18 protein-coding genes are annotated in these 22,489 nt (G+C 65.7%); 8 read left to right on the top strand and 10 right to left on the bottom strand.

The window, feature by feature from the left end; genetic code table 11:
- Nucleotides 1-52: 52 nt before the first annotated feature.
- Complete coding sequence (gene map / locus H8S61_RS11515) at nt 53-823, top strand: type I methionyl aminopeptidase (protein WP_154333833.1); 771 nt, start codon at nt 53-55, stop codon at nt 821-823.
- 4 nt (nt 824-827) lie between these two features.
- On the opposite strand, the gene H8S61_RS11510 is transcribed toward map, so the two are convergent.
- Entirely contained in the window at nt 828-1,184 is a 357-nt protein-coding gene (locus H8S61_RS11510; protein WP_186939094.1) for a DUF1648 domain-containing protein, read from the bottom strand.
- Between the two features lie 38 nt (nt 1,185-1,222).
- Complete coding sequence (locus tag H8S61_RS11505) at nt 1,223-2,509, bottom strand: carboxylate--amine ligase (protein WP_186939093.1); 1,287 nt, start codon at nt 2,507-2,509, stop codon at nt 1,223-1,225.
- 489 nt (nt 2,510-2,998) lie between these two features.
- Here H8S61_RS11505 and asnB point away from each other — a divergent pair, with 489 nt between their 5' ends.
- Both asnB and H8S61_RS11495 read left to right on the top strand, forming a co-directional pair.
- Entirely contained in the window at nt 2,999-4,960 is a 1,962-nt protein-coding gene (asnB, locus tag H8S61_RS11500) for an asparagine synthase (glutamine-hydrolyzing) (protein ID WP_186939092.1), read from the top strand.
- Nucleotides 4,961-5,215: 255 nt separating this feature from the next.
- Nucleotides 5,216-7,063 carry an FAD-binding protein gene (locus H8S61_RS11495; protein WP_186939091.1) on the top strand — a complete coding sequence of 616 codons (1,848 nt, stop codon included), beginning with the start codon at nt 5,216-5,218 and terminating at the stop codon, nt 7,061-7,063.
- Here the strand turns inward: H8S61_RS11495 and H8S61_RS11490 are convergent.
- Nucleotides 7,060-7,950, bottom strand: a complete 891-nt coding sequence (locus H8S61_RS11490) for a LysR family transcriptional regulator (RefSeq protein WP_255466592.1) — start codon at nt 7,948-7,950, stop codon at nt 7,060-7,062. The two genes, H8S61_RS11495 and H8S61_RS11490, sit on opposite strands and share 4 nt — an antisense overlap.
- A gap of 76 nt (nt 7,951-8,026) precedes the next feature.
- Entirely contained in the window at nt 8,027-10,135 is a 2,109-nt protein-coding gene (gene murJ, locus H8S61_RS11485; protein ID WP_186939089.1) for a murein biosynthesis integral membrane protein MurJ, read from the bottom strand.
- Nucleotides 10,136-10,202: 67 nt separating this feature from the next.
- Between murJ and H8S61_RS11480 the strand changes: the two genes are divergently transcribed.
- On the top strand, nt 10,203-11,099 hold the full coding sequence (locus H8S61_RS11480) for an NAD(+)/NADH kinase (protein WP_186939088.1): 897 nt from the start codon (nt 10,203-10,205) through the stop codon (nt 11,097-11,099).
- A 99-nt stretch (nt 11,100-11,198) separates the two neighbouring features.
- Here the strand turns inward: H8S61_RS11480 and H8S61_RS11475 are convergent, their stop codons facing one another.
- A complete protein-coding gene (locus H8S61_RS11475) occupies nt 11,199-12,245 on the bottom strand; it encodes a type IV toxin-antitoxin system AbiEi family antitoxin domain-containing protein (RefSeq protein WP_186939087.1) in 1,047 nt (348 codons plus the stop codon).
- A 173-nt stretch (nt 12,246-12,418) separates the two neighbouring features.
- On the bottom strand, nt 12,419-13,195 hold the full coding sequence (locus H8S61_RS11470; RefSeq protein ID WP_186939086.1) for a DUF5028 domain-containing protein: 777 nt from the start codon (nt 13,193-13,195) through the stop codon (nt 12,419-12,421).
- A 343-nt stretch (nt 13,196-13,538) separates the two neighbouring features.
- Here H8S61_RS11470 and H8S61_RS11465 point away from each other — a divergent pair, with 343 nt between their 5' ends.
- The 4 genes from H8S61_RS11465 to H8S61_RS11450 all read left to right on the top strand — a co-directional run bounded on the left by H8S61_RS11465 (nt 13,539) and on the right by H8S61_RS11450 (nt 16,985).
- On the top strand, nt 13,539-13,949 hold the full coding sequence (locus tag H8S61_RS11465; RefSeq protein ID WP_366458313.1) for a helix-turn-helix transcriptional regulator: 411 nt from the start codon (nt 13,539-13,541) through the stop codon (nt 13,947-13,949).
- A gap of 210 nt (nt 13,950-14,159) precedes the next feature.
- Nucleotides 14,160-14,900 (top strand): flagellar protein FliS, encoded by a 741-nt coding sequence (locus tag H8S61_RS11460; RefSeq protein ID WP_160942795.1) that lies wholly within the window; start codon nt 14,160-14,162, stop codon nt 14,898-14,900.
- 70 nt (nt 14,901-14,970) lie between these two features.
- Nucleotides 14,971-15,546: a hypothetical protein gene (locus tag H8S61_RS11455; RefSeq protein WP_186939085.1), complete on the top strand. Its 576-nt coding sequence runs from the start codon at nt 14,971-14,973 to the stop codon at nt 15,544-15,546.
- 125 nt (nt 15,547-15,671) lie between these two features.
- The gene (locus H8S61_RS11450) at nt 15,672-16,985 is read left to right on the top strand and encodes a hypothetical protein (protein ID WP_366458394.1); all 1,314 of its coding nucleotides are present in this window, start codon (nt 15,672-15,674) and stop codon (nt 16,983-16,985) included.
- 302 nt (nt 16,986-17,287) lie between these two features.
- Here H8S61_RS11450 and H8S61_RS11445 read toward each other — a convergent pair whose 3' ends face one another.
- The 4 genes from H8S61_RS11445 to H8S61_RS11430 all read right to left on the bottom strand — a co-directional run bounded on the left by H8S61_RS11445 (nt 17,288) and on the right by H8S61_RS11430 (nt 22,277).
- A complete protein-coding gene (locus H8S61_RS11445) occupies nt 17,288-18,769 on the bottom strand; it encodes a DUF1846 domain-containing protein (RefSeq protein WP_160942797.1) in 1,482 nt (493 codons plus the stop codon).
- 85 nt (nt 18,770-18,854) lie between these two features.
- On the bottom strand, nt 18,855-19,631 hold the full coding sequence (locus H8S61_RS11440; RefSeq protein ID WP_255466590.1) for a GltB/FmdC/FwdC-like GXGXG domain-containing protein: 777 nt from the start codon (nt 19,629-19,631) through the stop codon (nt 18,855-18,857).
- A gap of 26 nt (nt 19,632-19,657) precedes the next feature.
- Complete coding sequence (locus H8S61_RS11435; protein WP_186939083.1) at nt 19,658-21,163, bottom strand: glutamate synthase-related protein; 1,506 nt, start codon at nt 21,161-21,163, stop codon at nt 19,658-19,660.
- A gap of 4 nt (nt 21,164-21,167) precedes the next feature.
- On the bottom strand, nt 21,168-22,277 hold the full coding sequence (locus H8S61_RS11430; protein WP_186939082.1) for a class II glutamine amidotransferase: 1,110 nt from the start codon (nt 22,275-22,277) through the stop codon (nt 21,168-21,170).
- Nucleotides 22,278-22,489: the final 212 nt, after the last annotated feature.

Genomic DNA, 22,489 nt, shown 5'->3' with positions numbered 1-22,489 from the left:
GCTATACTGGGCGGCGGCAAACGAAAGCGTATAAGGCAAGGTGCGAACGCGAATGATCATCAGGAAGTCTCCGGCCGAGATCGAGGCCATGAAGGAAGCGGGTCGCGTGTCGGCCAAGGTGCTGCGTGAGGTGGGGGCGCAGGTGCGGCCCGGCGTGTCCACGCTCGAGCTGGACGAGCTGGCCGAGGCGCTCATCCGCGCGGAGGGCGGCATCCCCGCGTTCAAGGGCTACGGCGGGTTCCCCGGCTCCATCTGCGCGTCGGTGAACGAGCAGATCGTCCACGGCATCCCCTCGCGCGGCGTGGTGCTGCGCGAGGGCGACATCATCTCCATCGACACCGGCGCCATCGTGGACGGGTGGGTGGGCGACAACGCCTGGACGTACGCGGTGGGGAAGGTCTCGCCCGAGAAGAAGCGCCTGCTCGAGGTGACCGAGCAGTGCATGTGGGCCGGTCTCGACGCCGCCCGTCCGGGCAACCGCCTGGGCGACATCGGCCATGCCGTGCAGAGTATCGCCGAAGCCGCCGGCTACGGCGTGGTGCGCGAGTACGTGGGACACGGCATCGGCCGCGACATGCACGAGGACCCCAACGTGCCGAACTTCGGCCGCAAGCACACCGGCGTGAAGCTGGAAGCGGGCATGGTGCTGGCCATCGAGCCGATGATCAACCTGGGCACGTACAAGACGCGCCAGATGTCCGACGGGTGGCTCGTGTGCACGCGCGACGGCCAGCCGTCGGCGCACTTCGAGAAGACGGTGGCCATCACCGAGGACGGCCCCGTGGTGCTCACCACCGAAGAGGGGCATCGGCGGCCGGTGTAAGGCGTCAGCCCGAGAGCGCGCCGCGGCCGAACGAGAGCACGATGCCGACGTAGATGACGGTTTCGATCATGCCGAGCACCAGGAAGAGGGTTCGGAGGTTGCGGGGGCTGTCGATGCCGTGAACGAGCCCCCTGGCGAAGAGCGCCTCCGCCTTCCAGGAGACGAGCGCCAAGGCGAGGTTGGGAAGGGCGAGGAGGCCTGCTATGGGCAGCAGGTCGTACTTGGAGCCGTAACGGTCGATCGTGCCGTCGATGCCGACGTGCATCGCTGTGGTATCGGGCAGCGACCCGAGCGCCGCCGCCGCCACGGCGAACGGCGCGATGCACAGCGCCAGCCAGACCGCCCATTCCCAAGCCTTCACCCGGCTCCTTCCTTCCCGCGCCTGCGTTGCCTTGCGCGTTACTTCAGCTGCTTGCCGTCGGTGTCCCAGTAGAAGCGCTTGAACTTGGGGATCTGGTTCACGTGCATGGCCTTCGCCCAGAAGTTGTGGACGAGCGAGTCGGGCGCGTAGTGCAGCGGGTAGGGCTCGGGGGTGCGGCGCAGCGTCTCGAGGGCCTGCTGCAGGCGGGCGCGGTTCTCCATGCTGCGGTCGAGCACGTAGCGCGGCACGCAGCTGTACACGAACGGATCGTACGCTTCGCGGTAGTCGATGGCCTCGCCCAGCAGGAACTCGCGCACGATGAGCTCGACGAAGTTCACGCCGCCCAGGCTCAGGTAGTACGTGTTGCGGCCGCAGCGCGTGTTCACCTCGAAGAAGCGGAACGCCCCGTCGCGCTCGTCCAGCTTGATGTCGAAGTTCGCGAAGCCGCGGTAGCCCACTTCTTTGAGGAAGCGCTTGGCGCACGCGATGATCTCCTCCTCGCGCTCGCCCATGATGCACAGCGGGTTGCCCAGCGCGGTGGGGTCGTGATCCTGCAGGCACACCACGCCGCCCGACACCACGCGCACGTCGCCCGAGGCGTCCGAGAACGTCGTGAGCGTGCGGATGGCGTCGTCGCCGCCGGGGATGAAGTCCTGCAGCACCAGCTCGTTGTCGTAGTCCGACGCGCGGATGTCGCGCCACACCTGCGCCAGCTCCTCGGCGCTGTCGATCTCGTAGATCTTGCGCTTGCGGGCGATGGTGGCGTCCTGGAACTGCGCGGAGTTCGACGGCTTCGCGATGAGCGGGTAGGGGAAGTCCTGCACGGGCAGGTTCTCGGGGCCGTCCGGGCCGCAATCGAAGTACCACGTGCGCGGGAAGGGGATGTCCAGCTGCTCGCACAGCTCGTAGAAGCGGCGCTTCTGCGTGATGTCGTCGAGCAGGTCGAAGTCGATGTAGGGGACCGTGTACCCGGCCGCTTCGAGGCGCTGCTTCCCCGACGAGAGCATGCGCGCGTGGCAGTCGTCGCAGCCGAGCACGAGCAGCACGCGGTCGGGGTCGTCGGCGCGCACCTGGGCGGCTGTGCGCTCGAGCGCGTCGTAGAGGCCTTCCGGGTCGTGGATGAGCGGTTCCAGGCGGTAGTCGGTGAAACGGCTCGACGACAGCATCTTGATATCCTGCGTGGCCAGCACGATGGTGCGCTCTATTCGATAGGCGCGGTGCAGCTCGCGCACGTAGCTGTAGGCCAGGATGTCGCCGCCCACGACGACCGGCTGCAAGCGGCGGGCGACGTCGGCGGAAGAGGCGATGCGGGGTGAAGCGGGCATGATCGAAATCTCCTTCAGATACGGTGATCAGGTCATTATCCCACAGCCCGCCCGCCCCGTGCGCGCTTCATGAAAAGAGCCCACAGATGCGCTTCTGCCGCTTCGCGAGTTCGCTCGGGAAGCCCTTCGGACACGGGAATCGGCGCGAAGTAACCAATTTTTGCGTTTCGCGTGCTTTTCGAGTGCGTCTCGAGCGTCGATGGCTGAGTCGGGAATCGCTGACCTGGGACGATGCAGCTCCTCCATGGTGTGGCGAGGGCTGGGAGCTCGTTCGGGCGGCGAAATTGCACGCAAAACGAAAGAATTGGTTAGGATGCGGGAATTTCGCTGCCGCCGACGCGTTTGGTTGTGTAATTCGGCTGAGTCCGTCTGCGGTTTTCCCTTGTGAATCTTGGGATTAGAGGGAGCGTGGCGTATCATACCGGAAGATGTGAACGTATTCGTGCCGCGTGATCGTGCGGGCACGCGCTCAGGAGGAGAACCAGCCACATGTGCGGATTCGTGGGATTCACTGCGGTCGATTTCGACCGGGAAACGAACAAGGCGGTCGTCAAGGACATGGCCGATCGCATCGCCCACCGCGGGCCCGATGACGAGGGCTTCTTCGTGGACGACGACATCGCGATGGGATTTCGCCGCCTGTCCATCATCGACCTCGAAGGCTCCCGCCAGCCCATGCAGAACGCCGACGGCACCGTGACCGTCACGTTCAACGGCGAGATCTACAACTTCCAGGAGCTCCGCGCCGAGCTCGAGGCGCTCGGCTACGCCTTCGTCACGAACGGCGACACCGAGACCATCGTCCACGGCTACGAGGCGTGGGGCACCGACGTGTTCGAGAAGCTGCGCGGCATGTTCGCCATCGCCATCTGGGATGCGCCGAAGAAGCGCCTCGTGTGCGCGCGCGACCTGTTCGGCATCAAGCCGTTCTACTACCAGCACGACGGCAACCGCCTCATCTACGGCAGCGAGATCAAGGCGTTTCTGGCGCATCCGGCGTTCGCCAAGGAGCTCAACCGCGAGATGCTGCCGCAGTACCTGTGCTTCGAGTACATGAACGACTCGCAGACCATGTTCAAGGACGTCCACAAGCTGCTGCCCGGCCACTTCATGGTGTTCGAGGACGGCGCGTTGAACATCGAGTGCTTCTACCGCATCACGTACAAGATCGACGAATCGAAGGGCCTCGACGAGTGGGCCGACGAGATCAACCGCGTGTTCGACGAGTCGGTGGCGGCGCACGAGATCGCCGACGTGGAGATCGGCAGCTTCCTGTCGGGCGGCATCGACAGCTCGCTGGCCGCGTACTGCATGGGGCAGCACGCCCCCGACATCAAGACGTTCTCGGTGGGCTACGACATCGGCTGCGAGGACAAGCTGGCCGAGATCGACGCGCTACCCGACTTCGACATCAAGCTGAACGAGCTGGACGATGCCACGGCGTTCGCCGAGTGGGCGCAGCTGCCGAACTTCCAGACGCAGGTGAGCGCCGAGGAATTTCTCGACATCGTGCCCACCGAGCAGTACCACATGGACGAGCCCCTCGGCGCGCCGAGCGCCATCCCGCTGTTCTTCGTCAGCAAGCTGGCGCGCGAGCAGGTGAAGGTGGTGCAGTCGGGCGAGGGCGCCGACGAGCTGTTCGGCGGCTACTGGATCTACCACGACCAGTTCGAATTCGACAAGTACTTCAAGGTGCCGCGCCCCCTGCGCGCCGCCGCGGGCGCCGTGGCCGAAAAGCTGCCGCCGTTCCACGGGCGCCGTTTCGCCATGCGCGGTTCGGGCGGTCCCGAGAAGTCGTACCAGCGCGCGAGCATGAACTACATGTGGGACGAGATCCCCAACGTGCTGAAGGACTACGCGGGTCCGTGCAAGCCCTGGGAGTGGTGCAAGCCGCACTTCGACGAGGCGGCCAAGCAGGACCTCGACATCATCACGCAGACGCAGTACGTGGACATGGTCAGCTACATGCCGTTCGACATCTGCCTGAAAGCCGACAAGATGTCCATGTCGCAATCGCTCGAGCTGCGCGTGCCGTTCCTCGACAAGAAGGTGCTCGACGTAGCGCTGCAGCTGCCCACGGCCTGCCGCGTGGACGACGACCACGCGAAGTACGCGCTGCGCGTGGCCGCATCCAAGCTGGGCTTCCAGAAGAAGGTGGCGAACATGCCGAAGCAGCCGTTCATCACGCCTTTGACCGTGTGGCTGCAGACCGATCTGTACTACGACCGCATCAAGGAGGCGTTCACGAGCGACGCCGCGCACGAGTTCTTCAACGTGGACTACCTCGTGCAGATGCTCGACGACCACAAGTCGGCCGACTTCTCCACGGTGGAGGGGCGCGGCAAGCTCAAGATGATGCGCATCTGGAACATCTACTGCTTCCTGTGCTGGTACGAGGTGTTCTTCGGGAAGTCGAGTGAGCAGCTGAAGCCGAAGACGAAGGTGGCGTAAGGCCTCTTCGCGCGTATTGCGCGCATTTCGCCCTGTCGACGACCGCCCTCGGGCGGTCGTTTTGCGTCCCTCCCCGACAACGAGAAGTTGCTGCGGCGTCAATGCATGCATGACGGGGGCTGCGTGCGGGGCGTGGTACGCTGACAGCGTTGAAACACGTGTTGAACGAAGCATCACCTCGAGGGGCATCAAGCGAAGATGCCGGGCCTTGTGCGGCTTGGGCATCGCATACATTCGAGTGACCGGAGGGATCACGTGGATACGTCTACATCAACGAATCATGGGGAATCGAACAACGCGAACGGCGGCTTCTCGCGCAGGGCGTTCGTCAAGGGCGGCCTGGCCGCCAGCGTCGCCGCGCTGGGCGGGATGGCGCTGACGGGATGCGCCGCCGCGCCGGCATCGTCCAAGAAGGCGCAGGCGGCCGATGCCGCCGCGCCTGCCGACGAGGTGACCGCGCGCCTCGTCGAGCGCGTGCACGACGCCAACCTGCCCGACGCGGCGCCCATCCTGCCGGTCGAGCCGCCGGCGGCGTGGGACGACGAGGCCGACGTGGTCATCGTCGGCGTGGGCGGCGGCGGTATCGTGGCCACGGCGTTCCTCGCGCAGCAGGGGCTCAAGGTCATCGGCATCGAGAAGGAGGGCCAGGTGGGCGGTGCGAGCCGTCACGCCTGCACCTTCGCCAACGTGTTCGGCGGCTCGAAGGACCAGAACGCGCTCGAGTTCGGCGTGCCCACGTTCCCGCCCGACGCCAAGGCGTTCACCCGCATGTACGAGGAGCAAAACGCGTACTCCATCGACGAGAAGTTCCTCATGAACCAGCTGCTCATGTCGGGCGCGGCGTGCGACTGGATCATGGAGCAGGACGGCATGAACATGGAGTGCTTCGGCCCCATCTGGCACGATGCCGACGTCCATAGCGGCAAGCAGAGCGTCGTGCTGGGCATGAACAACCCCACGAACGCCCTGGAGGCCGTCGCGCTGGCGGCGGGCGCCGACATCCGCCTGTCCACGAAGTGCGAGAAGCTCGTCGCCGACGGCGACCGCGTGGTGGGCATCGTCGCGAAGGGGACGGACGGCGCGGAGCGCTACGTCAAGGCGTCGAAGGGCGTCATCCTGTGCGCCGGCGGCTTCGGCATGAACCGCGACCTCATCCGCGCCTACCTGCCGAGCGCCTACGAGGGCACCGTGCAGGGCGGCCCCATGCCGTCGCACACGGGCGAGGCGTTCCGCATGGGCCTCGGCATGGGCGCTGACTTCTCCGGCTTCGACTCCTGGAGCTGCTGGGAGGGCGCCATCGACGAGGAGACGGCGGGCGGCGACGGCCAGTTCTGGCACTACTTCTGGCACGGCGAGCGCCAGCTGTTCCACAACCCGTGGCTCATCATCGACAAGCGCGGCAACCGCCAGCCGTACTTCGCGGCCACGCAGGAGCTGTTCGCGAACCCGGGCGGGCAGATGGGCGACCTCAGCAACTGCGCCGCGTGGATGTCGGCCGTGGGGCACCACGTGTACTCCATCTGCGACTCCAACTTCCCGACCACCGTGTTCGAGAAGAACGTGCTCACCGACGAGGGCACCGACCGCAACCGCATCCCCATCACCGACGCCAGCACGCTCGTGGACACGAAGGGCCTCGTGTCGGCTGATTGGCTCGCCGAGGTGGACGAGGCGGTGGAGCGCGGCGCCGTGAAGAAGGCCGACACCATCGAGGAGCTGGCCGATATGCTGCTGCTCGACCGCGACGTGCTGGTGCGCGCCGTGAAGGAGTACAACGAGCTGTGCGCGAAGGGCGTCGACGAGGAGATGTCCACCCCGTACGATCCGACGTGGCTGCATCCCGTGCAGGATCCGCCGTTCTACGGCGCCATCGTGGGCAGCCAGATGGCGAAGACCATGTGCGGCCTGCGCACCGACGAGCACCTGCAGGTCATGCGCGAGGACGGCACGCTCATCGACGGCCTGTACGCGAACGCGACCACGGCCGGCGGCCTGTCGGGCGAGGCGAACTATGGCTGCTTCTGGAATTCGACGGTGTTCGGCGGCGTGGGCACGAGCTGGATCACCGGGTGGATCGCGGCGAAGTCGCTGCTGGACGCCTAGCGCCGCATGCCGTTGCGGATGAAGCTGACCAGCTTGAGCGCCAACGGCTTCGCGAGCGTCTCGCGGTAGGCGAGGCACAGGGGGAGGTCGATCCGCTCGCCCGGGTGGAACGGCATGAAGACCGACTGCGGGTAGGCCTCCTCCATGCAGGGGTCGTAGGGTTGCAGGTGCACCCCGCCGCCGCTGCAGAACGCGTCGATGGCGTCGTCGTTGAGCGGCACCTCGCGGAACAGCGGGTTGAAGCCGCGGGCGTGGCAGGCCGCCACGAAGCCGGTGGTGAACAGGTCGAAATCGAAGGGGCTCCTGATGGGGACCCCTTCGAGGTCGGCTATCGCGAGGGGCGCGCGCTCGCACAGCGGGTTGCCGCGCAGCGTGATCGCCCGCGTTTCCACGGGGCCGAGGGCGAGCAGCTTGATGCCCGGGCGCTTGTACGCGCCGTGGACGAAGCCGAGGTCGATGGCCTCCTCCTCGAGGGCGTTCAGGATGGCGGTGTCGGACATCTTGAACGTCGAGACGGCGCAGCCGGGCGTGCGGGCGGCGAACTCGTTGACGAGCGCCACCGCCTCGTGCCCGTCGTTGAAGAACAGGTAGTCGAGCGGGAACGACTTGAACGCGATGGCGAGCGATTCCGGGGCCACGTCGCCCGTCTTGCGCTCTTGGACGAACCGGTCGATCTCGTCGAGCTCGCGCAGCACCGCGTCGGCGTGCGCGAGGAACTGCAGGCCCTCGTCGGTGGGGTGCATGCGCTCGCCGCGGTCGAACAGCTCGAAGCCCGCCTCGTGCTCGAGCGCGCGGATCGCCTTGGAAACGGCCTGCTTGGAGACGAACAGCTCCTCGGAAGCCTTCGCCACGCTTCCGCAATGCGCCACCGCCGACATGTATCTCAACTGATGCAGCTCCACGGCACCTCCCCTGTGCTCGCTTGCGTGCTTGCTCGCGCCCGCTTTGCGGCAGGCGCTGGCGCTACCCGCGTCCCAGCTTGCCCTTCACCTTGCTCGCGATGGAGCTGACGAAGGCCGCCTCGGGCACGTGCAGCTTGATGGACAGGCCGAACGTCACCACGAGCGCCACGATGCCGCCGACCAGCACGTAGGCGAGCGCCTGCGGAATGGAGCCCGACAGCGGAGCCAGATACGTTTGCAGCGCGAACAGCACGCCGCCGCCCGCCGCCGCTCCCAGGCCGCCGAACACGAGGCCGCCCAGGCACGCCTTCACCACCGAGCGCAAACCGAACGGCCCCAGGTGGCGCCGCAGGTAGATGAACAGGCACACGTCGGCCACCACGTAGAACAGCACCTCGGCCACCGCGATGATCTCGATGGGGAAGCGCTCCACGTTCGCCGCGCCGAACATCGTGAGCGCGATCTGGGCCGCGCCGGCCACGAAGTTGAACACGGCGAAGACGCCCATCTTCCTCAGGCTCGAGAATATCTTCTGCAGGTACGTGTTGATGCCGTACACCGGCAGCGCGAACGCGAGCACGGACATGTACGTGGCGATGGAGGAGACGTTCTCCATCGTGAAGGCTCCCGCGTGGTACAGGGTGACCAGCGGCAACGAGAACACCATGAGGTACAGCGCGAAGGGGATCATGAAGAACAGGATCTGGTTCGTGCCCCCGACGATACCGCGCTTCACGCCCTCCATGTCGCCTTCGGCCTGCATGTCGGCAAGCTCGGTGAACATGGCGGTGGTGATGGGCACCGCCAAGAACGCGTAGGGGAGCGTGAACCACTGGCGCGCGTACAGCAGGATGGACGGGCCGTTGTCGGCGAAGCCGTACGATGCCGCGTTTTGCACCGACACCACGATGAGCGAGCACAGCATGACGAACACGGCCGGCACGCCGATGGCCACCGTCTCGCGCAGCGAAGGATCGCGCAGGTCGATGCGCGGGCGCACGCGGATGCCGTTCTTCTTGAGCGCCGGCAGCTGGATGGCCAGCTGCACGAACACGCCCAGCGGGTTGCCGAACGCGATGATGTACAGCGCGAGCTCCTGGTTCTGCGGCGCCACGACGGCGTACAGCACGAAGGTCGTGATGACGATGACGTTGTTCGCCACGGGCGCGATGGACGACCAGAGGTAGTCGCGATTGGCGTTGAGCAGGCCCGATACGATAGCGGTGGCGCCGTACATCACGATCTGTATCGCGAAGAACTGGAAGAAGAACACCGACTGGGCCATCTCGTTCTGGTCGGAGTAGAAGCTTTGCGTGTAGATGGCCACGCTGGGGAAGGCCATGCACAGCGCCGACACCACGCCGAGGAACAGCACCACGATGGTGAGCAGGTTCGACGCGTAGCGGTTGGAGGCGTCGCGCCCGAGCTTCTTCTTCACCGACATATATACCGGAAGGAATGCCGTGACCAGCATGCCGCCCACCACCAGTTCGTACAGCTGGTTCGGCAGGTTGTTCGCCACCTGGTAGGAGCTCGACAGCAGGGTGGATCCCAGCGCGAAGGCCATGACCCAGGTGCGGGCGAAGCCGGTGATGCGCGAGAGCATGGTGCATATGCTCATGAGCGCCGCCGACGATCCGACGGCGGACGTGGCATCCTCGGGCTCGGGCTGCTCGACGCGGGCGAGCGTGCGGTCGGTGCCGGCGTGCTTGCTGATGATGGGCAGCTCCGAGGTCGATCCGGGGAACGCGGCGCGCTCGGCGCGCGAGCTGGGCATCGCCGGGGCGACGCGTGCGCGCTCGCGCTCGCGCGGGTCGGGCGTCGAAGGCTCGAAGGGGTCGCGGGGCGGGGTGGTGCGATCGGGGCCGGCGTGGCGGCCGCCGATGTGGATCTCGGAGGTTTCCCCCGGCGCGGCCGCGCGCAGGCGGGCCTTCGCGCTGGCGGGGTCGAGCCGTGGCTGCGGCTTGGGGACGACCTGCTGGGCCACGGCCGCCGCGATGACGGTGCGGTCGAGGCCGGCGTGGCGGCCGCCCACTTTGATTTCCGACGTGGAGCCCGGGTCGGCCGCGCGCACGTGGGTGCGCTGGGGACGCAGAGGCGCAGCGGCGGGCTGCTCGGGTGCCGGTTCGGCAACGCGCGTGTGTTGAGCTCGTGCGAGCTTGTCGGACATGGACGGACGCTTCCTCATGCTTCGGATATAATGGCCCCATCATAGCAAACCCGGAAAGAAGACCTTCATGCACATCCTCATCGTACGCAATAATTCCAACTCGCAAGCGGTGGACGCATCGCTGCTGCTCGCGACGTACCTTGCGACGCAGGGCCTCGAGTATACGCTGGTCGATTCGTCCGATCTCTCGTGCCGCTGCGACCACGACGGCGTGAACGCGGCGCTGGCTGCGGGCGTCGAGATGACGGTGGTGCTCGGCGGCGACGGAACCATCCTGCGCACCGCGCGCCAGATCGGCACGTCGGGCGTGCCCATCCTCGGCATCAACTTCGGGCGGTTGGGCTTCCTGGCGAACTCGAGCGACGACGGCGTGATCGCCATCGTATCGTCCGCGCTGGCCGGCGACGTGGTGGCCGAGCAGCGCACGAACCTCCGCATCGACGTGGTGTGCGAGGGCGAGGTCGACCCGTGGGACGACGACAGCGATGCGGCCGTGCCCGACTTCGACGATCCTGCGCGCACGTTCTTCGCGCTCAACGAGCTGGCCGTGACGCGCGGCGCGAACGGCCGCATCATCGACTTCGGCTTAAGCATCTCGGGCGACCACATCGCCGACATGCGCGGCGACGGCCTGGTGGTGGCCACGGCCACCGGCTCGACGGCCTACGCGCTGTCGGCGGGCGGGCCGCTCGTGGCGCCCGGCTTCAACGGCCTCGTGGCCGTGCCGCTGGCGCCGCACACGCTGCACTCGCGCGCCATCGTGACGGCGGCCAACGACGTGGTGGAGATGGACCTGTCGCTCAACCGCGACCCCCGCGAGGCCACCCTGTTCGCCGACGGCGAGCTGCTCACGTTCGACGCGCCGGTGAAGCGCGTCTACGTCGCCCGCGGCACCGCCCCCACCACGCTGCTGCGCTACCAGCGCGAAGGCTTCTACGAACACGCCGCGAAGGTGTTCTTCTAAGCCTTCGCGCCCTGTGAGCCCATTCGCCCCAAACACACGCTCGAAGAGCGTCAAGCGTGTGTTTGGGGCGAATGGGCGCGTTCGGCAGGGTCGGCGACGCTATTCGTTTAGGTTTTCGACGGCGAATATTTGAGCTGACGAGGATCGAGAGCGCGTAAGACGGCGTTCCGTCCGGGCTACTTCGTTGCTTTGGGGAATGCCGTAGCGTTTGAGGAGACGCGCGAACGAGGCTGCGTCCATCACGTCTTTGTACGAGAATCGCACGATTGGCATGTTGTACAACGTGAGCTGCGATTCGCGATGCTGCTCGTCGGCGAGCACGCGCAGCGACGTCCTGTTGCCTCGCATCGATTCGTCCTCGTATTTCTGCATGCCATCGAACTCGCCCATGACGTGGCTGCCGTCGAGGCGCGTCCAGAGAAAGTCAACGCGAAAGGTTCGCCTGCGATCCAGGGGCCGGGGAAGGACAACCTGGAGCTGGGGAATCTCAAAACCTTGCTGTATCATCGTCGCGCGGGCGATGGACTCGCCGCCGCTTTCGCTGCGCGCGTCGGCGTATAGCATCGTCCTGACGGCCTTGTTCGCCCCGGGGAGGTTTCCGCCTATTCGTTTGAAGCGGGAAACGAACGAGCTGGGCCTTTCTCCGCTGAGCCGCAGCGCTCCGTCGGCGGTGGCCAAAGCTTGCCCGAAGTTCTCAGTGCGCATGCAGTCGAATACGGTTCGGGTCAGCGAGGTGACTCGAAGGCCTTGCACGACGACGGGGCGGTCGTTATCGACGATGTGCCATGCGACGATTCCCGAAGACGAGGTTCGGTTCGCCTTCGATGTGGCGACATGCACGGTTTGCAGGCTCTCGAAGGCTACGGGCAGCCCGAATGCGATGGCGGCCGACTCGCGGCAGAACGTCCAATGCGGATGAAGGTTCTGCATGGTGCGCAACACGTGAAGCGCTTGCTGGGGCTTCGCAAGGGCGTGCCAGTACGGGCTTCGCGCGTACATGCCCCGAGCCGGACGGACGGCTTTTTCCTGTTCAAGCTGCCGCCTGAGGCTTTCCCTGATGCGGGGGCTGGACGGGACGAGACAAATCTGCTCGCGTTCGGCATGCGAGAAGAGGCGAGCAAGCTCGGCATCGTTGGTTCTGCCCATGATACGAGTCACCACCCTTCGCCTCCGTACGGCGTGTCGCCTATTGTCTCATGCTCGATGAATCGATTTCAACGATGCGCGAAGATGCCCTCCCAAGTTACACTTTCGCCCCAAACACACGCTTGGAGCCCTCCCGGCGTGTATTTGGGGCGAATCTTGGTTGTCGGAGACGTTCACAGCCACAAGCGGTAGGCGACGGCGGGGTCGTAGTCGATGAGTTGCAGGCAGAAGTCGGACGGGTCGAGGTCGTCGAACGCGTTCTGGTCCTTGAGGACGTTCTTGTTGACCTTGAACGGCAGGATGATCTCGACCGATTCGCCGGGTTCGACTGCGTCTTGTCCCGACCTGTATATCTCGTTCGCGAAGTAGTACGCGTCGTCCAGGCGCGCGCCCGCGCCGAGGCTGTCGTCGATGTAGTCGAGGTTCTCGCCCCATAGGGAGAAATTATGCATGGGGAAATCGTGCTGCAGGTTGATCGCTTCGGACGAGACGTTGGCGACTGAGACGGTCACCGCGACGAGCTTACTGCTTTCGTAGGCGGGGTAGTAGGTTCCGGCGTACTCGGGATACCAGTCGGCGAAGCTCTTGGCCGAGATCACCTTGATCTGGCTCACGGACAGGTCGAAATCCGGAACGTCGTATTCCCATTCGCCCGCCTCTTTCCAGGCTTCTTCTATCTCAGACGGTATTGCCCGCTCTATCTCTTCCGGCCTGCCGTTGTAGGCTATTCCCTGCGTGATGCCGTGGGCTTTCAGCGTGGAGCCGGGCGCGAGGTCTACGATCTCGCTTGCGGCGTACCCGGTCTCGGAATAGAGCCCGTCGCCGATGCGGGGCTCGGGCTCGTGCGGCGTCCCCGGGATATAGCGTCCCACGAACCAACCCATGACGAGCGCGATGGCGATCAGGCAGACGGTTCCAATGGTGATGCGAACGCTTCGCGTGTTCTTCATGACAGCCTCCTCAAGTTGGCGACGATCGGCGGCGATGGCCGATTCGATTCGAGCCGAACCTATCATCGTCCGCCGCGTTGCCGCAACGGTGATTTATTTCACCCCTGCGCTGATCTGGGTTGCATGCTATCGTGAGTTGCAGTGGGGAAGCAAGAAGGCGCGCGGGATGCGAAGGGAAATCGGCATGGCGGATATCATAGCAACGACGATGATTCTCGTAAGTGTGAGTGTGACGTTTTGCGCCGGATGCTACGCCGTAGCCCATGCCGCATACTTTAACGAGCCGTCCAGGGCGGATCTGCTGCTCGCGTTTTATCGGGTCGTCGTTTTCGCCGGAGCGGTCGTGGGGTGCCTAGCTTTCAGCGAGGCGTACGGCAATGCCGCATCCGCCGTGTTCGCGGTCATTCTATGCGGATGCTCAATAGCCGTGGGCTCGTTCCTGAACAAAACATGGGGTCGAGAAGAGGACGTCGAGCGGCAGAGGATCGAGGAGCTGCGTGCGCTCGTCGATCGGTATCGGGAGGGGGAGGACTCCGTCGAGGCCCGGTGTGCGCGGGCGGCGCGGACGTTCGATCTGACGCGGCGCGAGGAGGAGGTTCTGGCCTTGCTGCTGGAGGGGCGCACGCGCTCCGAGATCGCGCGCGAGCTGTACGTGTCGGGCGATACGGTGAAGACGCATATTCGGAACCTGTACCGCAAAACGGGCGTGGCGGGGAAGGACGAGCTCGTCGAGGCGATGGGCGTGCAAGGCTGACCCGATCCCTTCCTGGTATTCAATACCTCGTCAGAGGATAATGGATACTGCCTGATCATATGGGTGAAACTATCATCGATTGAAAAAAATTGAAGCGGCTCCAAATATTCCTTCCAACGCCATTGACTTGCCATCTCCCGTGGCGTATCTTAGCTAACTAAGTTCCCATGTTTATAACACGGGGGCTTCCGTAAAAGGGGTACAGTACGTATGAGCGAGCAAGAGACGACGAGCACGCAGAGCCTTCCAGTAGACGATGTCGAACCGAACACCTCCCAGCATCAGACGGGCAGCGAAAACGCCGCCGATGGTGCCGTGCAGGGGCAGGGTTCCGACATACCTTCTGATCCGGTGTCTGCTTCGACCGCAACCGATACCGGGGCTTCCAAAACCACGTCATCCGCTTCAAACGCCGCAGCCGAAGTTGCCAAGAAAACCGGCAAGATCCTCGGCATGTCCAAGCACGTGTTCGCCGGCCTCGTGGCCGTCGTCGCCGTGTCCGCCGCGGTGGTGGCGGGCGTCGTGCTGACGCAGCAGCCCGCGCTAGAGGATTGGTACGACTCGAACGCCGCGCAAGGCCAGTTCGAGGGCAAGTCGAAGGAAGAGATCCAGGCGGCGCTCAACGAGGAAGTCGCCAAGGGCATGATGAACATCTCCATCGCGGCGTCCATCACGTTCGCCGACGGCTCGTCCGAGGGCGAGGCGCGCATCGAGAACATCGCCGCGAACCCGATGGACCAGAAGGTCGTCATCACGTTGAAAGACTCGGGCGAGACGGTGTACGAATCCGCCGCCATCGCGCCCGATCAGCATATTCAAACGATCAAACTCACGAAGGATCTCGATCCTGGCGAATACGCCGCCGTTGCCACGTTCACCGGCTACGACCGCGAGACGCACAAGCAAACCGGCCAAGCGGCCGCTGAAATTGTTTTGAACGTGGAAGGCTAAGTGGCCTTCAACGAAGAAGATAGGTTGAGCATATCCGGTAACGTAAGGGCACGTTAGAAAGGGAAAGACCATGAGTAAGATGACGAATTTGAAAAAGAGCGTCGTAGGTGTATGCGCAGCAACGATGCTGGCCGGAATGTGCGCCGTGCCGGCGTTCGCAGCGGCGGGAGACGTTGATGCGGATGGTAACGGTACTACGACGGTGAAAGCTACAGTGGATACGCAGTTGTCGGTGACGGTTCCCACTGAGCTGACTGCCTCCGTCGAAAGCGACGGTACGCTTACATATGCAAACAACGCTGCTTTATTGAATAAAAGCCAGCTTGCTCCCGTTCATGTCTCCGCCGTTTCGGTGACTGACAAAGAGGGTGTTTTGGTAGCCAAGACCGCTTTCGATGCCGCGTCGGGTAATAACCAGGCATGGACTGAGGTTACGCCGAATGGCAAAGCCGCTTCAGTGCTAGATTTGAAGGGTTCTTTCGTGGCTTCATCGGATTGGAACATTGCTGCCGCTACAGGCTCTACTGACGATGACGCCGGAAAGCTCCCTGTGACGTTTGCTGGCAAGATTAAGAATCCTTCCGCAACGGGCGAAATCAATATCTACGATATCGTTTGGACTGTTGAGTTTGGCGCGACGGCCTAATATCTTTCTTGTAGAGGAAGGAATGTGGCTTCCACGCTATTATGACGAAGCCGACATCACATAGCATCGCATCGCGGAAAGCCGCACCCCTTACGGGTGCGGCTTTCGCGCTTTGTTTGCTGCTGGTGTTCGGGTTGCTGTGGCCGGTGCCGGTTTCGTTTGCGGCTGAGGAGGCCGAGGCGCCGGCTGGCGACGTCGACAACGTGGTCGTCGAGACCCCTGCGCCGAGCGAGCCTGCCGCCAAGCCCGAGCCTCAACCTCAGCCCGACTCCCAGCCCGAGCCGACCGTCCCGGAGACCCCCGTCGCTCCCGAGCCCGAGTACGAGAACGCGTGGGCCATCGGCGCGGACGAGGCATCGTCGGTGGTGGCGGAGCTGTGGGCCGACGGGACGTTCGTGGTCGACGGGGCGGGGGAGACGGTCGCGTTCGACGACGTCGAGGACGTCCCCTGGCTGGTGGCAGGCGTGGCCGACGACATCGAGCGCGTGATCTTCGCCGACAAGGTGGAAGCGTCGAGCTTGGCGCATTGGTTCGAGGGATGCTCGAACTTGCGCGAGGTCGCGAACGTGCCCGCCGACGTCGAGGATATGACGCGCGCGTTCTACGATTGTCCGAAACTCGTCGAGCTTCCCGACGAATTCGCGTTCGCCGACGAGGCGGTCACCGAGGCGTGCTTCGGGTTCGAGGATCCGGCCGAAACGCTGCTGACCACGGTGTATCGCGGCGCGGACGAGAACGTGCTGGCGTATGCGTGGGAGCTCGACGGGCGCGAGCTCGTGAATCCCGATGCGCCGGAGCCGCCGGCGGCCGAGGAGCCGCAGGACCCCGTCGAATCCGAAACGCCCGAAGACGCCGAGAACGCCGAGGATCCCAACGCCACGAAAGACCCCGATGCTCCCGCAGACGAACCTGCGGAGCAGCCGGCGGACGAACGTGCCGACGAGCTGGCGAACGCGCCCGCCGAAGAGACGCCCGCTCCCGACGCGGCCCCCGAGCCGGAACCCGAACCTGCACCCGCACCCCAAGAGGAAGCCCAGGTCAACATCACCGTCCCCTCGTCGGTGGCCATGATGCTGAACGCCGAAGGCGACAACACCGCCCTCATCCCCGTCGCGGCGGCGAACCGCTCGGAGCGCAGCGTCGCCATCATCGGCGCACGCCTCAAGCGCGCGAGCCAGGACCTGCCGGGCGGCTCGTGGTCGCTCACCACGGAAAGCGGCTCCACGACGTTCGTGGAGGACGCGCGCTTCACGCCGCTGGGCCTGGAAGTGACGTTCGACCGGCCGGTGATCCTCGCGGCGGGCGACGAGAGCACGATGCTCGTCTGGCACGGCACGTTCACCGACTACGGTATGAAGCAGCTGGTGGGCGCCGCGGTGGACGCGGGCGACGAGGGATTCGCCTACGGCTCGATGATCTGGATCGTCGCCGCAGCATAACGATCCGACGTTTGTCGCGTGCGAAGTCCTTGAGTTTTGCACCCTGTTGGCATCGAAAACCCCTTAAAAATGACGAGTCCGCGAGTTATGCACCCTGCGGTGAGGGCGTTTCGACCTATTGGCGCAATCCGACGACGTGTCATCAGGTCTTATGCAAACCTGCTGCGCTCAAGTTCGTCTTTGGATGGCGCACGGACGTGTCAACGGGGTGCATAACTCAAGGACTCGGCCACCTTGGACGCGGGCATGGTAGAGAGCCGCCTTGCGACAAGGCTGCTCTCATAAAACCGGCGGCATCGCCTTTACTTGTGGTAGTACCGGTGCTGCTCGTACTTCGGCTCGCAGCAGACGTTGATGCCGAGCGTGCGGTAGAGCTTCTCGTCGGTGGCCGACAGGATCACGCTGAAGAACGCGTCGCATCCGCGTAGGTCGTTCACGTGGTCGATGAGCTTGGCCGCCAGCGGGTCGGTGGCGGAGCTGATGGACAGCGCGATGAGCGTCTCGTCGGAGTGCAGGCGCGGGTTGCGGCTGTGCAGCTGGTCGGTCTTCAGGCGGCAGATGGGCGTGATGGCCTCGTCGCTGATCACGTCGATGTCGTCGTCCACGCCGGCCACGCCCTTGAGCGCGTTCATCAGCAGCGACGACGCGGCGCCCAGCAGCGTGGACGTCTTGCCCGTCACCACGGTGCCGTCGGGCAGCACCATCGCGCCGGCCGGGCCGCCGGTGGTCTCCTCCTTCAGCAGCGCCGCCGAGCGCGCGGGCGACAGGCTCGCGTTCACGCCGGCCTGGTTCATGAGCAGCTCGAGGCGCTCCATGCGCTCCTGGCCCACGCCGAGGCGCTTCACCTCCACCGCGGTCTGGAAGTAGCGGCGCACGATCTCCATCTTGGCGGCATCGCGCACGGCGTCGTCGTCGACGATGGCGTTGCCGGCCATGTTCACGCCCATGTCGGTGGGCGACTGGTACGGGCTCGTGCCCGAGATGCGCTCCATCATGGCCTTGAGCACAGGGAATATCTCCACGTCGCGGTTGTAGTTGACGGTGGTCTTTCCGTAGGCTTCGAGGTGGAAGGGATCGATGGTGTTCGCGTCGTCGAGGTCGACCGTGGCCGCCTCGTAGGCGATGTTCACGGGGTGCTTGAGCGGCAGGTTCCACACGGGGAACGTCTCGTACTTCGCGTAGCCGGCGGCGATGCCGCGCTCGTGCTCGTGGTACAGCTGCGACAGGCAGGTAGCCATCTTGCCCGATCCGGGGCCGGGCGCCGTCACCACCACGAGGGGGCGCGTCGTTTCCACGTACTCGTTCTTGCCGTAGCCCTCGTCGCTGACGATGTGGTCGATGTCGTAGGGGTAGCCGGCGATGGGGTAGTGCAGGTAGCTCTTGATGCCGAGGCTCTCGAGGCGGCGGCGGAACGCGCCGGCCGAAGGCTGGTTCGCGTAGTGCGTGATCACCACGCCGCTCGTGGCGAAGCCCATGGAGCGGAAGATGTCCATGAGGCGCAGCACGTCCTCGTCGTAGGTGATGCCCAGATCGCCGCGCACCTTGCTCTTCTCGATGTCGTTGGCGTTGATGGCGATGATCACCTCGACGTCGTCCACGAGGCTCTTGAGCATGCGGATCTTGGAGTCGGGCTCGAAGCCGGGCAGCACGCGCGCGGCGTGGTAGTCGTCGAACAGCTTTCCGCCGAATTCCAGGTAGAGCTTGCCGCCGAACTGGTCGATGCGGTTGCGGATATGCTCTGCTTGGAGCGCGATGTACTTGTCGTTGTCGAATCCAGTGCGCATGGAATCCCTCTTCTTCTTCGAACCGTTTTGCTCTAGCACTAATGCGATAGCATACCACGATACCGGGCGAACCCGCCCCAAACCATCAGCTGTACAGAGCGGCGTAGGGACGCGAGGTGAGGGGGCGGATGCGGACGAAGCTGCGGCCGGTCGCGTCCACCTCGCGGCCGAGCTCGCGCGCGAAGCGGCGGTTGTATTCGCCCAGCAGGTCGGCCAGCAGCGCGCGGTCGGCCTCGTCGACGGGCTCCTGCACGAGGCCGGGCTGCACGTCTTCCGGCGCGATGGGGAGCCGGAGGTAGATGATGCCGCCGTGCATGCCCGTGGCCAGGTAGGGCCCGGGGCAGCCGAGCAGCGCGATGACGCCGCCGGCCAGGTACTCGCCGAGGAAGCTGCCCGCATCGCCGCCGACGACGATGGCGGGCCGCTTCCCCTCGAACTGCTTCATGTGGATGCCCACGCGCCAGCCGCAGCCGTCGCGCACGAAGATGCGCCCGCCCCGCATGCCGTAGCCCGCCGCGTCGCCGCAGCGCCCGTGGACGACGATGCGGCCGTCGTTCATCGTGTTGCCGATCTGGTCCTGGGCGTTGCCGAACACCTCGACGTCCCCGCCGTCCAGGTAGCAGGCCATGTCGTTGCCCGGCACGCCGTGGATGGCCAGCCGCTTGCCCCGCGGCAGCGCGCAGCCCAGGTAGCGCTGGGCGAACGCCTCGCGCACCTCCACGGCGTCGGCGCGCTCGAGGGCCGCGCGCACCAGCTCGTTCGCCTCGGTGAAATGCCCGGTGCCCAGCGTCACCGTCTCCGCGGGCTCCGCCGCGCCCGCGGCCATCCGCGCCGTTTGCGCTTCCATCGCCGTTCCTCCCATGCGCGCTCCTTCCGTCGCCATCGCCGTCACGCCCCCGCGTGCTTCACGCCGAGGATGTCCAGCTCGCGATCGGTGAGGCCGATGCCGCGCAGCATGAGGCGGTTGCCGCGCAGGCTGTCGATGGCGTTGATGCCCATGCCGCCCATCATCTCCTGTATCTCGCGGTTCCACGCGCGCACGAGGTTCACCACGCGCCGCGCGCCCTCCTCGGGGTCCAGCCGCTTCGTCAGCTCGGGCCGCTGCGTGGCGATGCCCCAGTTGCACGTGCCGCTGGCGCAGTCCTGGCACTGGTGGCACCCGAGCGCGATGAGGGCCGCCGAGGCGCAGTACACCGCGTCGGCTCCCAGCGCCACGGCGCGCACCACGTCGGCCGAGGAGCGGATGGACCCGCCGGCCACGAGACTCACCCGCGAGCGGATGCCCTCGTCGCGCAGCCGCTGGTCCACCGCCGCCAGCGCCAGCTCGATGGGGATGCCCACGTTGTCGCGGATGCGCGTCGGGGCCGCGCCCGTGCCGCCGCGGAAGCCGTCGATCACGATGACGTCAGCGCCGGCGCGGGCGATGCCCGACGCGATGGCCGCCACGTTGTGCACGGCGGCGATCTTCACGGCCACGGGCTTGGCGTAGCGGGTTGCCTCCTTGAGCGAGAAGACGAGCTGGCGCAGGTCCTCGATAGAATAGATGTCGTGGTGGGGCGCCGGCGAGATGGCGTCGGTGCCCTGCGGGATCATGCGGGTGCGCGACACCTCCTCGTCGATCTTCTCGCCCGGCAGGTGCCCGCCGATGCCGGGCTTGGCGCCCTGGCCGATCTTGATCTCGATCATCGCGCCGACGTTGAGGTAGCGCACGTCCACCCCGAAGCGCCCCGAGGCCACCTGCACGACGGCGTGCGCGCCGAAGCGCTCGAGGTCGCGATGCAGGCCGCCTTCGCCCGTGTTGAAGCACGTGCCCAGCTCCTGCGCGGCCATGGCGAGCGACATCTGGGCGTTCAGCGAGACGGAGCCGAAGCTCATCGCCGAGAACATGAGGGGCACGTCGAGCTTGATCTGGGGCGGCATCTTCGTCAGGACGGTGTGCGAGCGCTCGTCCACCTCGAGCGCCTCAGGGCGGCTTCCCAGGAACACGCGCGTCTCCATGGGCTCGCGCAAGGGGTCGATGGAGGGGTTCGTCACCTGGCTCGCGTTGAGCAGCAGGCGGTCCCAGTAGAGGGGGTAGGGCTGCGGGTTGCCCATGGACGACAGCAGCACCGCGCCCGTCTGGGCCTGTTTGGCGATGTCCTGCATCGCGGAGAGCGTCCAGTTGTTCGAGCCGTTTCCCACCTGGGGCCATGCGGTTATGGCGAGCGCCTGGACGGGGCACGTGACCACGCAGCGTTGGCAGTTCACGCAGCGCGCGTGGTCGGCCCGCAGGCGGCCGCGCTCGTCGTCTGCGCGGTGCACCCCGTTCGCGCACGACCGCTCGCACACGCCGCAGCGCACGCATTGGTCCGGGTCGCGCAGCACTTTATAGCGTGGAAGCAGATAATCGAGCATGGCGTCACGCCTCCTTTCGGTCGTCGAGCCGCACGACGAAGGGCACGCCGCCTTCGATCGAGCGCACGTTCTCCACGTCGGGGCACACGATCTCGATGGCCGCCTGCTCGGAGGCGAGGTAGACCATGCTGCCCTTCTCGCCCGCCATGAGCGCGCGCAGCTTCAGGCGGTCGTTGAGCGCGAGCAGCCCCTCGTCCGAGCCGAGGATCACCGACATGGGGCCGTTGACCAGCGCGCTCGCGTACACGCAGCGCAGCGCCTCCTCGTAGGCGGCGCGCTCGGGCTCCATCCGGTCGATGGCGTCCCAGGCCGGCGCGCACATGATGCGCGCCGCGGTTTCCCGCGAGAAGCCGTGGCGGCGGATGAGCAGGTCGAACAGGTACGTGATGACCTCGGTGTCGGTCTGCAGGGCGCAGTCGTAGCCGAACTGCTCGACGTAGCGGCGGTTCGCGTCGTAGCTGGATATCTCGCCGTTGTGCACGACGGACCAGTTCAGCAGCGTGAACGGATGCGCGCCGCCCCACCAGCCGGGCGTGTTCGTGGGGAAGCGCCCGTGCGCCGTCCACAGCCACGCCCGGTAGTCCTCGATGCGGTAGAACGCGCCGATGTCCTCGGGATAGCCCACGCCCTTGAACGCGCCCATGTCCTTGCCGGAGGAGGCGACGAACGCACCGGGAACGGCAGCGTTGATGTGGAAGACGTGGCGCATGGTGTGCTCGGCCTCGTCGAAGCCGTCCGCTCCGGGCGGGGCCGGCGGCGGCGCGAGGAAGTAGCGCCAGATGTCGGGCGGGTTCTCGATGCCCGGCACGCGCTCGGTGGGGATGCGCTCCTGCTTCTCCACGACGAAGTGCTCGTCGAGGTACGCCTCGGTCCGCGCGCGGGATTCGCGCGCCTCGTACATAATATGGAACGCGTGCAGCTCTCGGTACTCCGGGTAGATGCCGTAGGCGGCGAACCCGCCTCCCAGGCCGTTGCTGCGATCGTGCATGAGCGCGATCGAGGCGAGGATGTCGCTGCCGTCGTGGCGCGCGCCGCTGCGGTCCATGATGCCGGCGATGGCGCATCCCGACGGTATTCTGACGTTCCCCTCGCGCAGGCTGGCGCGCTGCTCCATGGCTCGTACTCCTCGTCTCGGGTGTCTGACCTGCACCAAGGACCCCGCGCGCTCGGAGGTGCGAAGGGCGCGCAAGGATGGAGGTCCGAGTTGGCGCGTCGCCCTTGCCTGCGCGTGGGGCCCTTGGATGGCTCTACGGTACCGCGCGAATGTTTCCGCCGCATGCGCGCCGCGTTTCGGTTGTGTTTCGGGTCGGCACGCGCGGCGCGGCC

Source organism: Eggerthella hominis, from assembly GCF_014287365.1.
Taxonomy (GTDB): domain Bacteria; phylum Actinomycetota; class Coriobacteriia; order Coriobacteriales; family Eggerthellaceae; genus Eggerthella; species Eggerthella guodeyinii.
Note: the sequence above shows the minus strand (reverse complement) of the source record. Positions and strands in the feature narration are given on the sequence as shown.